Here is a 13,693-nt window from a genome sequence, read left to right as displayed (position 1 = left end):
TGCGACCTACGCGGCCTGCTGGGCGACTAGCACCCGCCGCCGCTTGTGAAGGCGGCGCTGTCGATCACGCGTGCCGTTCTCTGATCGACGACCCCGGTCGCGGGAAGCTGATACTGTGTCTGGAACGAAAGCACCGCCGCGGTCGTCTGCTCGTCGAAAACCGTGTTGGGAAACTCCAGGAAGTGGCCGAGGCTGTTCAGCTTCGTCTCGAGGATCTTGACGCGCGGCGAGAGGTCACCCGCGCGCAGCTCGACAAAGGTCTGCTGAGGCGTGGCGTTGCACTTGCCGTCCGGATCGTCGACGGGCGACAGCGCGAAGATGTCGTTCAGCCAGATGCCGTCCGCGTCCATCACGGGAGGCACCATGCCGTCGGTACCCTGCATCAGCATGTAATAGGTTCCGGGCGCCTCGACGAAGAGGCGGCCGTCTTCGGCGAGCTGGATGCGCAGCGCGCCGGAATCGCATTCGCCGGTGCAGAAAATGTCGTCGCCGGATGCGGTGCACGACGAGGTGACGCCATAGGTCTCGTTGGGAACGTCCCACAGGCTGTATTCGAAGCTCACGAAGGAGTTCCAGCGCGGCTCCTCCGTTGTGTCCGTGGCGGAGAAGATCACGCGCACGTCTCGGACCGGCCCTTCCTCACGACTGAATGACGCCCCGAAGCATTGATCGGCCTTCGCCATGATGTCGGCCGTGGCGTCCTGCGCCAGCGTCGTGGTCGGCGCCAGCCAGAAGCCGGCAGCTGCGGCCGCGACCATTGCTTGTGCGGATGTGTTCCTGAATGTGCGGGTCATCGCCAGTTTCCGGTCAAAACGAATGGAGCCCAGTAGAAGGGATGGGCAAATCCCGGATCGATGCCGTCGTCGCGCTCTGTGAACGGGGCGCCGAACCGGCGGGCCGTCTCGTAGACGATGCTTCGGGTCGTGAGGTTTTCCGAACTCCCGACTTCGCCGCGGATGAACTCGCGCTGAGCCACGGCGAGCGCCTTGGCCTTCGACATGGAACCGAGCGCGCGCAGCTCATAGAAACGTTGCATCAGAAGGGCCGTGGAGCTGTCGGCCACTGGCCACAGGCTGGCGATTGTCGAATGGGCGCCACGGTCTCCGGTGATCTTGGCAAGGCTCTCGATCTCCCTGCCGTCATTGTCCGGATGCGCCCGGCCGGTCTCGCAGGCCGAAAGGGTCAGCAGTTCGACATGGCTGAAGTCGAAGGCATTCGGGTCGTCCTTGATTTCGGCGAGGCTCAGATGCTCTCCGTTGCCGAGCAGCAAGAACGAATCGACGTCGTTGTCGCCAAGCTGGAAATGCGACGAGACATGCACGAAGCCGAGGCCGGCGTCGCCTGTCTCGCCGATCTTCAGGGACCGCACGAGGGCAGGCCGGTCGAAGGCCTCGTCCATGTAGACCTGGCCGTCGAACAAGCCGAACCCGTTCTGCCCCTTGACGATGCCGTCGAGCTCGACGGCGACGCCGGGCAGCGCCGCGAACAGGCCGGACTGCTGGGTCATCCCCAGCGCGGCGAAAGGCACGTCGGACACATGGCTGCCGCTGATTTCGCTCTCGCTGCTGGTCAACAGCGACAGGGCGAAGCGCTCGACCAGGAATTTGTCGCCGTCATGCAGCGTCTGGTAGGGCAGATAGCGCAGGCGCTTGTCGAGCGAGACGAGCAGCATCTCCGGATCGGCGGCCTTCAACTCCTCTTTGAGCGGAGCGACCAGCAGATCGTAGAGCTGGCGGCTGACTGGAAGCGGGTCGAAGCTCGGATTGCTGATGACGAAATGGAAATATTCCAGCTCCTCGTTCAGCTTAGCCTCTGAGAAGGGTTCGTCGTTCCAGGTGTCGATCGTGACGCTTTTGCGGTCCGTGCGCGTGGTCAGGATGATGTTCAGCCGGTCGGGCATGACGAGATAGTGGATCGCCGCGACATTCTCCTCGAGCCTGCCCAGCAACGTCTCCTGGACGGATTGCTCCGCGGCGAGCGTCGCTTCGGGGAGCGCTGCGCCGTCGAGGCCATCCGCGGCGTCGAGGATGCGCTGCAGCCCGGCTTCGTAGGCCGCTTCGGCGGCAGCGAGGTTCTGCTCGATCTCTGCGAGCTCGGATTGCTCGGCGCGTGTCAGGCTCTGCACGGATTGCTTTGCGCGCAGCTCGATCCTGCGGCGCGTATCGGTGACGGTCGGAAGGGTGAGGTCGTCGAGCGCGTCCTTCAGGGCCTGCTCGGCGGCCGAATAGGGCAATTGGCGGAAGGCGTCGCCGGAAAAGGCGCTGTCGCGGCCCGCGAACTGGAACGCCTCGAAGTCCTTCAGAAGCGACAGCACGAGTTCGGCCTCGCTCAACCGATCCTGACGGACGAGAAGGTCGGCGAGCCAGCGGTAGTTGTCGGCGACGAGGTCCCGGAAACATCCCTGCAGCCGCTCGGGAAGCGATGCAAGTTGCTGACGAATGTCCTGCAATTCGTTGATGGCGTCCTTGGCGAGCACCAGCGCGACGCCGTCGGCACCGAGCGCGAAGATGCGCTCGCTTGCCTTGGAGAGGTGGCAGACGGATTTGAGCCGGCCCTGCAGCGGCCCGGCGTTGAAGCCGGTCACCTGGTCAAGCTGGCGCTCGGCCGCGAGAGCCGTCAGTTCGTATTGAAGCGCCTGTGCGGGCGCCTGCGCCGCCTGCAGAGCGGTCGAATAGATGCGCGCCGCATTGACGAGGGACATGCTCAGCCCGCCTCGCGCCTTGACCCGCTCGAAGGTCTGGCGTGCAGCCTCAAGGTCCGGGCTGACGGTTTCGAGGGGCGCAGGCGCGGACGAGACGAGTTGCAGATATTCGCGTGCCTCGTCGTCGCCGTTGCGTGCCAGCAGGCCCAGATATTCGACGAAACCGTCGGGCAGCGACGCCATGTCGGAGGGGTCTCTCTGCGAGACCAGGCGGCGCAGCGTCGGTGCGCGCAGATGGTCGATGTCGGCGAAGAACGAGTCTCGTTCCGACGTCTCGCTCGAAATGACCGAAGACGAGCGCAACATTTTGTCCGCTTCCGCGCGCAACCCGCGCTCGAGCGCGCCCTTGAAGTCGCCATAGGCCGCGAGCACGTCGACCAACGCCACCGAGTTCAGCTCTTCCAGACGCTCGAGGCCGACCACCACGAGGTCCGCGCCGAAGGCGCCGGAGGCGAGATGCTTCGCCGCGGTCTCGCATTTGGAACCGGGCCCCCGGGCAAACCTGCACAGGCCGTCCATCACCGTCTTCATCTGTTGCAGCCGGCCCGCCGGGTCGCTCGCATTGCGCGCTTCCTCGAGCTTGAAGGCCAGATACGGCTCCACGTGGTCGTCGCTCTTGAGAATGTGTTCGTTGGCGACGTCCACCGTGAATTTGAGGCTGTCGATGGCCTCGTTCGGTGACGTCGCCAGCTCCGGGAGCTGCTTGAGAAGCCGGTAGAGGATGACGCCCGCTCGTCCGGCGCCGCCGTCGCGGGTGATGCGCAGCCACCGTGCGGCCTCCGCGTAATCGATCGAGCCGCCGCAATCGGAACACAGATAGAGGAGGGCGAGGCTGCGCGGGAAATACTGCCCATAGTCCTGCTGGCCGCGGGCGATCTTATCGACCAGGGCCTTGGCGCGCGGTGTCGCCAGCGCGAGGCTGCCGGCCATCATACGGTTGATGATCAGGCTGCCCGCGGCAAACGAATCGTAGCCGTTGCGCTTCTGCGTGAGAAAGCGCTCATACCAGTCGAACGCCTTGTCCGGATCCTCTGGAGTTTCGATCTCGGCGATCCTGCCTAGCGCATAGTCGGCGAAGGCCCCGCCATTGCGCGAGGCGAACTGGAAGAGGCTCTTCGCCCGCTCCTTGTCCGCCGGGCCGCCATTGCCGTGATAGAGCATGAAGGCGAGGCGCGAGGCGGCGTAAGGGGCCTTCTGTTTCACTGCGGCCTCGAGCAGCACGCGAGCCTGCGCCGTGCCCTTGCCAAGCACGCTCGACCCCTCCAGCAGTCGGTCGGCCAGCGGATAGAGCAATTCCGGCCCGGCCGTCTGCTCGACCGTCGCGAGCGCCTCCGGATATTTCATGACGAGATGCGAAAGCCGCGCCATCCCGACCCGGCGGTCGATGTTCATCGCAAGGCGGGCATCGAGGGGAATGAGCGAACTCACCCAGGTCGCCATGTAGGTGTCTTTTGGCGGCGTGTTCGCGCGGATCATTTCAAGGGTGAAGTCGCGGACGTTCTCGCCTGTTTCGATCACGCGCACATAGCGCTGATATTCGGTCTGCTTGCGATCGGCGACGGAGCGCCAATAGCTGGCGGCACCCTCGTTCGGTGTCACGCCGATGCCGGACTTGAAAATCCTTTCGAGTGCCAACGCGTCATAGAAGTCCCAGTCCGTGAAGGCGTCATTGGTCTTGTTGGCGTCATTGACCAGAATGCGCACGAGGCGCTGCTGAAACGGGGTCCATTCGTTCGCCGTGGCCAGGTTGTCGAGGATCACCCGCAGTTTCGGCGTCCGCCGCTCCAGCCAGCCCTGTGATGTCCAGGTGCGGCCGTAGAGAAACGGCAGGACGGGGATCGCGACTGTGCCTGCCTTCGCGGCGGAGGCCCCGTCGCAGGCGGGCCCCGTCACCGGGATCGCGGCGACCCGGATCACGTCGCTCATCGTGGGCGTGAAGTCCCCGCCGACGGAAGGCTGACCAAGCGCAGTCAACATCCTGTTCCAGGTCGTGCGGCTGGACGGGCCGAAGGCGCCGTCGATTTCACCGCTTGCGCATTCGTGCAACTGGGTGAGCTGCTGCGCGGCTTCCAGATACCAGTGCGAGACGGATCTGAACTGCCCTTGCGAGTTGTAAAGTCTTTCGACGGTGTCGTGAAGCGAGGCCGAGACGATGCCGCAAAGGCTTAGGCCGTAGCGGGCGACATCGGCTTCCAGCCGCGCGATGGCCTCGCCATGGGCCGCGATGACAGTCTCGATCTGCCGCAGGTTTGTTCGATCCTCGCCCGGGAAATCATAACTGACCGATGAAGCCATCTGCGAAACGCCTGCGCGCCGCGCCATGTCCGCGATCTTCGTTCCGGTCCATGCGGACATCAGGATGAGCGCGCGCGCCGCCTTGTCGCCCTCGGAAAAAGCCTGGCTGCTCTTCTCGCCGAAGAGGTGAACGGAGCGCAGGCAGGTCAGGCCTTCGAGAGCCGCCGACACCCGGGCCGTTGCGGGCATGGCCGGTGCGCTCGGCTCGTCGCCAGTCGGATTGTCGTCAGTGACTGCAGCCTGATCCGCTTCAGGCTTTGCAGCCGACCCGCGTGTCGCGACATCGGGCCCCGCGGCGCCGTTGTTGTTGACGCGCACGCTGGCGACGACGAAGGGCGCGTTGTCCTCGAAATCCTTCAGGTCGCGGTCGAAGAAACGGAAATGCAGTGCGGAGAAGCAGTTGCACGCGTCGATGCGAATGTAGAAGGAGGCGACCGTTTCCTTGCCGGCCGGATCGTGGATGGTGATCGAGCACTCGTTTGCGCTCTTGTAGCGGTCGAAAGACTCCAGGAACCCGTATTTCGCCCAGTTCGTCTGTCTTTCGTCGATCAGGCTCCCGCATTCCGCATAGTCGTCCTGAATGAGGCGCAGATTGCCGTCCACGCCGCCGAGCTCGAATTTTCGATCGACGCCGTCCACGCGAAAGCTGGCGCCCGAAGGCAGGCGCGCGGCGATGTCGTAGCGTACCCCGTTGCGGTAGATTTCGAGCGCCTGGGCAGGGGCCGCAGCCATCACAAGCGCCCAGACGATCATCAAGGTCCTGAACAGCACCGCTTCCCCCACTTCCCCGAACATGCTTGCCCGATCGACAACGTCCCGGTGCAAACTGTCCCGACACTATTGAACGGTCAAGACGCGGGTCAAGCTGCCGCCGCACCGTCGCGCGTGTCGGGGCCGACGAAGCGAATGCGCTCCCGTCGGGATCCTCCCTGATACGCCACCGGCACCACTTCCCGATCGAAAGATTTCCGTGCCGAAGACCCGCTCTGTTGCTGTGACAATAATGTCACTGAGGTGTCCGGAGTTTCAACCAATGCTTGTATTGTGACCGCAAGTCGATACAACTCTTAAGAAGACGTTAATTCTGATCGTTCGCTTGAGGGGGCACGATTACCATGACCGTCGTTCGGCAGACCAAGTTGCTGCGTTCTTCGCGAGCAACTCATCCCCTCGATCCCAGTCAAGTTGTGCTCCGGTGTGTCCGAGTCCTGACGGACCGCCTGATCGGATGGAGCGGGTCGCTTCTTGCCGCGGCCGTTCTCGCTGCTTCTCTCATCATCGCCGCTGCTCCCTCGCAGGCGGCGAATGAGGGCTGCTCCAGCGGCGACTGCACCGACGTGCCCGTTGCGGGCATTCGATACGTCAACACCGGCGTCAGCACGGTCGACGTCGCCGACGGAACGCCCGGAACGACCACCGTCAACAGCGGCGTCATCGGCATCCATCTGGAAAAGACCGGCCAGGACGCGCCATCGGTTCCCGATGTCATCGAGTTCACGCTCGTTGCCGTCGATCACGACAACAATTCGAACACGGACAAGGTGCTCGTTGTCGCCGACAGCGATGGCACGCCGCTGAAGCCGGGCGGGGAGTACATCTTCAGGACGGGGACCGACAGCTACGAATTGGGCTCGACCACCTACACGAGCGACGAGCTGCTCATGGAGCTTTACGCCAACTCGGTCGTTGTGGGCGGGTCCGTCTCCGGGAGCCTGACCGTGAACAATCCCGGTTCCAACCCGGGGTCCGGGGCGTCGTTCTCGACGACCAATGCCAACGGCATCCAGGTGCGTTCGAAGGGCGGCAAGGGCAGCAATGGCGGGTGCACCACCATCCTTCTGGCGACGTGGTGCGACAGCGGTGACCGCGGCGGCAACGCGGGCTCCGTCGCCGTCAACAATGACGGCGCCATCACCGTCAACGGCAGCACGCAGGCCTACGGCATCCTCGCCGTGAGCGAGGGCGGCCAGGGCGGCAATGGCGGCGGCTCCTTCGGGCTTTTCGCGTCCGACGCGGGCAGCGGCGGCGACGGCGGCGACGGCGCCGACGTGACGGTCACCCTCGGCGTGAATTCAGACATCACGACCCATGGCGCGAGCGGACATGGCGTCTTCGCCCAGAGCGTGGGCGGCAATGGCGGTTCTGGCGGCAGCCCGTCGGGCGCCGTCGCGCTGGGCGATGCGGGCGGCAATGGCGGTGACGCGGGCGTCGTGACCGTCACCAATGACGGCTCCATCCTCACCACTGGCGAGGCCGCCTACGGCATCTACGCGCGCAGCATGGGCGCAGGGGCGGGCAATGGCAGCGGCTCGGGCGGTCTGGTCGCCATTGGCGGCAATGGCGGCGGCGAGTCCAGCGGCAACAAGGTCACCGTTAACAACACCGGCAACATCGAGACAACCAACGTGGATTCCATCGGCATCTACGCGCAGTCGGTCGGCGGCGGCGGCGGCAATGGCGGCGGGGCAGGCGGCCTGTTCTCCGTCGGCGGCAAGGGCGGGTCCGGCGGCAACGCCAACGACGTCGCGGTCACGAGTTCGGGATCGATAACGACCGCGCAGTCTGGTTCGACGGGTGTCTTCGCCCAGTCGATCGGCGGCGGTGGCGGCAATGGCGGCTATGCGGTCGCCGCGGCGCCCGTCGTCAGTGTCGGCATCGGCGGTGACGGCGGCCTCGGCGGTGACGGCAAGAAGGTCACCGTCAACCTCAACACCGGCAGCGACATCGACGTGTCCGGGGCGCAGTCACGCGGCGTGCTGGCCCAGTCGATCGGTGGCGGCGGCGGCAATGGCGGCTACGCGGTGGCGCTCGCCGCGCCCGTTCCGACCATTCCGATCAGCGCGTCCTTCGCGATCGGCGGTGACGCGGGCGGTGGCGGCGAGGCCGGCGAAGTCGAGGTCAACACCGCCGCGGGAACATCCATCGCGACCGCGGGCGAGGACGCGGCCGGCATACTCGCGCAGTCGATCGGCGGCGGCGGAGGGAATGGCGGTATGGCCATTTCCGGCGCGATCGGAACGGTCAGCGTCTCGGTCGGCGTCGGCGGTTCTGGCGGCGGCGGCGGCGACAGCGATGCGGTCTCGATCGACAATAACGGGACCATTACGACCGACGGCGTCCGCTCGAAAGGTATCTTTGCGCAATCGATCGGCGGCGGCGGCGGCAATGGCGGCAACTCCATCGCGGCAAGCCTTGGCGCGGGCGCGATCAGCGTCGGCGTGGGCGGCGGCGGCGGCACTGCGGGCGATGTGAAATCCGGCACGCTGGTCACGGTCGACAACAGCGGCGCCATCACCACCAACCAGGCGGATTCGCACGGCATTCACGCCCAGTCGATCGGCGGCGGCGGCGGTTCCGGCGGCAGCGCGATATCCGCGGCCTTCAGCGGCGGACCGGTCGCCGGCAGTGTCGCGGTCGGGATCGGCGGCGATGGCGGCGGCGGCGGCTCCGGACAGGGCGTGCGTGTGACCAATAGCGGCGAAATCCACACCAAGGCCGCCCGCTCCTACGGCATCGCGGCCCAATCCATCGGCGGCGGCGGCGGCGATGGCGGCTTCGCGGTCGCGGCGGCCGTAAGCATTTCGGAGAAGTTGAGCGTGTCGATCGGTGTTCCGGTCGGCGGCTCCGGTGGCGACGCCGGCACGGGCAGTTGGGTGGAAGTCGCGAACTCCAACGCAATCACCACCGAGGGCGACCTGTCGCACGCAATCCTGGCGCAATCCGTCGGCGGCGGCGGCGGATCCGGCGGCGCAGCGATCTCCGTGCCGATCGCCATCGGCACCGGTTCTTCGGGCGCGGTTGGTGTCGCGATCGGTGGCGGCGGCGGCAGCGGCGGCACAGCCGCCTCTGTCGATGTGTCGAACGCCTCCACGATCGTGACCATGGGCAGTGATGCCAACGGCATTCGCGCCCAATCCATCGGCGGCGGTGGCGGCAATGGCGGTTTCGGCGGCAGCTTCGGGCTCGCCATCGGCGGCAATGCGAGCGCCTCGGCCTCGATCGCGATCGGTGGCGCCGGCGGCACGGGCAACTATGCGGGTGCCGTCAGCGTCGAAAACGAGGGCGACATCACCACGGGCGGTGACCGTTCGAGCGCGATCTATGCCGAAAGCATCGGCGGTGGCGGCGGGTCGGGCGGCGGCTCCGCGACGCTTGCGGGAACGTTCAGCGCCGCGGGCGCCGGGCTGTCCGCCAGCGTCGCGGTGGGCGGCGCGGGCGGCGACGGCAATGACGGCGCGGTGGTCCAGGTCACCAGCGACGGCAACATCACGACGGGCGCGGAAGACGGGTCCGCCGGCTACATGTCGCACGGCATCCATGCGACCAGCATCGGCGGCGGCGGCGGCACGGGCGGATTTGCCGCCTCGATCAGCGCGACGGCGAGCGAGAAGTCGGGCGGCGCGATCTCGGTCAGTGTCGGCGGTTCGGGCGGCGACGGCGGCATCGGCCGCAATGTCGGGGTCGGCGTGGCGCTCAACGACACCGACATCGTCGACAATACGCCCGGCGCCAGTTACGGCGATGTGATCAGCGTCGATCCGATCACCGGCACCATCGTCACCCATGGCAGTAACGCCCACGGCATTCTGGCCGAGAGCATCGGTGGCGGCGGCGGCGATGGCGGTTTCGCCGGCGCGTTCTCCGCCGCGGTCAACACCAGCGAGAAGAAGAGCCTTGCACTCAGCGTCGCCGTGGGCGGTGCCGGCGGAAGCGGCGGTCACGCCGGCGACGTCATCGTCAACAATGCCGCGGCGATCACCGCGAACGGGGTGAATTCAAACGGCATTGCCGCGCGCAGCATCGGCGGCGGCGGCGGCAATGGCGGCGGCTCCCTGGCCGGTGCCTTCGGCGCGAAGGAATCGATCACGCTCAACGTCGCGGTCGGCGGGTCCGGCGGGACCGGCAACGGCGCCGGCGACGTCGATGTGACGAACAGCGGCGACATCAGCCTCACCTATGCGCCCGTCTTGTACGACGAGGAGGCCGACGAGGCGCCCGTCGATACGGCAGCGATCTTCGCGCAATCGATCAGCGGCGGCGGCGGCAATGGCGGCTTTGCCTTTTCGACATCGATCGGCGGCCCTGAAAACCGCAGCCTGAACGTCTCCGTCGGCGGCGCCGGCGGTGATGCGGCACCCGTGGGCTCGACCGTCGGCGGTGTCATGGTGGACAATAGCGGGACGCTGTCGACCAATGCCGATCGCGCGCATGGCATCTTCGGCCAGTCGATCGGCGGCAGCGGCGGCAATGGCGGCTTCGCCGCCGCGATCGGTGTCTCGGTCATTCCGCCGACCGAATCCAAATGGGTCGTCAATGCTTCGGTCGCGGTGGGCGGCAGCGGCGGCACCGGCAATTACGGCGGCACGGTCGAACTCGCCAACACGGGCGAGATCACCACGCATGGCGACAACGCCCATGCGATCTACGGCCAGTCGATCGGCGGCGGCGGCGGCAATGGCGGGCTTGCCTATTCCGGCAATATCGGCCTCGGCGACGGCGAGGGAAAATCCTTCCAGGCGGCGGTCTCCGTCGGCGGCAATGGCGGCGACGGCAACCATGGCGGCTATGTCGAGATCGACAACGACAATTCGCTGGAGACATTCGGCGACATGGCGAACGGCATCGTCGCGCAGTCGATCGGCGGCGGTGGTGGTGCCGGCGGTGGCGCGAACGCGCTCAACGTCCTGCTCAATGCCGGCAATTTCGACCCGTTCAGCAAGTTCTCGACCAGCAACCTGAAGCTTGAAATCGCAGTCGGCGGCAGCGGTGGCGGCGGAGAGAACGACGGCGGCGAAGTCTTCGTCGACAATGACGGCGACATCACCACCCATGGCGACCAGTCGCGCGGCATCTGGGCGCAGTCGATCGGCGGCGGTGGCGGTGCCGGTGGCGGCGGGGCGCTCAGCACAGGCTTCCCCGAAGGCGACCTTGCGGTCGCGGTGGCGACCTGTTTGCCGTGCAACCTGCCCAACATCGTCGATCCGACGGACCTGTCCGTCATCGTCGGCGGTGATGCCGGCGCCAGCGGCGACGGCAAGAAGGTGACCGTGGCGAACGCCGCCGCGATCACGACGGACGGCAATTTCTCCCATGCGATCTACGCCCAGTCGATCGGCGGCGGTGGCGGCGAGGCCGTGATCTGGTCGAAGCTGGAGGACCCGGAAGGTCGGACCGACGAGGAATTGGAGGCGCTGAACGGGCTCTCCGACGGCGGAGCGGCGGCGATCGGGCCGAACGGCAAGTTCGGGATCGGCGGCGCGGGCGGCGCGGCGGGCGACGGCGGCGAAGTCATCGTCACGATGAGCGACACGGCCAGCCTGGAAACATTCGGCGACGAGGCTCACGGCATCATCGCGCAGTCGATCGGCGGGGGCGGCGGCACGTCCGGCAGCATCGACCGGACCCTGCCGAACCCTCAATCCCTGCAGGCGATCACCGGCGTGACCGACTTGCCGAATGTCGGCCTCGGCCTCGGTTTCGCGCGTGACGGCGGCAATGCCGGCGACGGCGGCAACGTGACAATCACCAGCGAAGGCGACATCGTCACCCATGGCAGCAGTTCGATGGGCATTTTCGCCCAGTCGATCGGCGGCGGCGGCGGTCTTGCCGGCGGCACCGGGATCGGACCGACCATTTCCGTCTTCGCGGGCAGCGTCGGAGGCGACGGCAGCGCCGGCAAGGTGTCCGTCGGCCAGACGGGCGACATCACCACGTCCGGCTATGCGGCGCATGGCATCTTCGCGCAAAGCGCAGGCGGCGGCAAAGACACCTATGTTGGTTATGGCGACGACGTGACCGTCTCGCTTGACGGCACGATCGACACGAGCGGCCAGAACGCCATCGGCGTATTCGCGCAATCGATCGGCGTGGATGGGGCGGGCGACATCACCGTCACGCTGGCCGAGGGTTCCAAGGTCAGCGGCGGCACGCTCGTGGGGCTCGACACCGACGTTCAGCCGGAGACCGCGGCCGGGATCCGCCTGATGGACGGCGTGGACAATCTCGTCACGAACCGTGGCGAAGTGACCACCGCGGACGGCGTCGACGGCTATGCGATGGTGTCGACCGGCGGCATCGAGACCGTGGACAATTTCGGCACGATGACGGGGTCGTTCGATCTCGGTGACGGCGCCAACGGCTTCACCAACGAAATCGGCTCGACCTTGAATTCCGGCCTCGTCGCCAAGGTCGGCACGGGCAACACGCTGTCGAATGCCGGTACCGTCGCGCCTGGCGGCGAAGATCGCGTGATGACGACCTCGGTCACCGGCATCTACGAACAGACCGACACGGGAACATTTTCCGTCGATCTCGACCTGGCACTTACCTCGCTCACGCCGCCGACGCCGCGCGAGCCGAACGAGACCGACGTGATCCTGGCCTCGCAGGAGATCAGCGTAAACGGCATGGTCGATCTGTCGCTGATGAATATCGGCAACGTCTTGCCGGGCGAGCATCAGGCGCTGCTTGCGCGCTCCGACACGACGCTGACCGATTTCGGCATCGAACTGTCGGCGCCGGCCAGCGCGGTCGCCACCTACGGCCTCACCACGACCTCGACGGATCTGCTGCTCGACTACGCGGTCGACTTCTCGCCGGAAGGGCTGAACGCGAACCAGACATCTCTGGGTGACTACATCAACGATTTCCAGCTTGCGGGCGGCTCAGAAAGCCTCGAGCCGGTTGTCGAGGCTCTGTTCAACATCCCGGATCTTGAAGGTTACGCCCCGGTGCTCGACCAGTTGACGCCGGAGCCCTTTGTCGAGAGCCAGATCGCGGCCCTTTACGCCTCGATGGACTTCGAGGAATCCCTGCTGAGCTGCCGCGTCGCGAACGGCCCGCACAAGTTCAACGCTGAGGGCGAATGCATGTGGGTGGCCGGCGTCGGAGGTGAAACGCACCGCGAAAGCGATTTCGAGAATCTCGGCTGGTCGAGTTCGGAATACAGCTCGCGCTTCGGCGCGCAGGGCATCGTCAGCGACCATGTCCGAGTCGGGTTCGGCGGCATGATCGGCAGCATGAACGGCAAGGTCGGCGAGATGAGTGAGAACACCGGCCAGCGCTTTCAGGCCGGTGCGGCGATCAAGGGCGTCTTTGGCGGAACGACGATCGCCGGAACGTTTACCGGCGGCTACGACATCTATGAGGTCGTGCGCGAGGTGGAGCTTCCGAACGGCCCGAACTACACGCTCGAGAGCAGCCCCGAATATGCCTATGCGGCCGCACATGCGCGGCTGTCGCACACGATCGGCGGATCGTCCGGATATCTGCGCCCGTCCATGGATGTCGGCGTGACCTGGGTGCGCGCAAACGGCTTCACGGAAGAAGGCGACAGTCCGGTCGCACTGATTGTCGAAGAGCAGACGCAGAGATTCGTCACGATTGCGCCCTCGCTCGAGATCGGCGGCGAGTTCCGGGCGACCGAACAGACGGTGGTCCGACCCTTCGCGTCCATCGGCTATATCGGCGTTCCGCTCGGCAGCGATCCGGGCATCTCGGCGGCCTTCGTCGGCGCGCCTGCGTCCGTGGATCCGTTCACGGTCTATGGCGACGCGGACAGTGCCTATCTTGACCTGAAGTTGGGCTTCGACGTGGTCTCCGAGCCGGGCATGAGCTTCCGCGCACTGGCCACGGCCCAGATCGGCGAGACGACACAGGACTATTCCGGATCGATGAAACTGGCCGTGCCCTTCTGAC

3 protein-coding genes are annotated in these 13,693 nt (G+C 66.2%); 1 reads left to right on the top strand and 2 read right to left on the bottom strand.

Annotated features, from left to right (window positions below; translation table 11 throughout):
* Positions 1-26 precede the first annotated feature (26 nt).
* Positions 27-794, bottom strand: a complete 768-nt coding sequence (locus MRY80_RS17945) for a peptidoglycan-binding domain-containing protein (RefSeq protein WP_293292438.1) — start codon at positions 792-794, stop codon at positions 27-29.
* Positions 791-5,767 carry a CHAT domain-containing protein gene (locus MRY80_RS17940; protein WP_293292437.1) on the bottom strand — a complete coding sequence of 1,659 codons (4,977 nt, stop codon included), beginning with the start codon at positions 5,765-5,767 and terminating at the stop codon, positions 791-793. Before MRY80_RS17940 ends, MRY80_RS17945 begins: the two co-directional genes overlap by 4 nt.
* Before the next feature lie 416 nt (positions 5,768-6,183).
* Here MRY80_RS17940 and MRY80_RS17935 point away from each other — a divergent pair, with 416 nt between their 5' ends.
* A complete protein-coding gene (locus tag MRY80_RS17935; protein WP_293292436.1) occupies positions 6,184-13,692 on the top strand; it encodes an autotransporter outer membrane beta-barrel domain-containing protein in 7,509 nt (2,502 codons plus the stop codon).
* Position 13,693 lies beyond the last annotated feature (1 nt).

The sequence above is a fragment of the Oricola sp. genome, from assembly GCF_022763245.1.
Classification (GTDB): domain Bacteria; phylum Pseudomonadota; class Alphaproteobacteria; order Rhizobiales; family Rhizobiaceae; genus Oricola.
The sequence above is the reverse complement of the archived record's forward strand: the minus strand, read 5'-3'. Positions and strand labels throughout refer to the sequence as shown.

Bases quoted from the DNA above. Each gene is read 5' to 3' on its own strand.
- MRY80_RS17945 (WP_293292438.1), bottom strand. From the start codon at position 794: ATGACCCGCACATTCAGGAACACATCCGCACAAGCAATGGTCGCGGCC.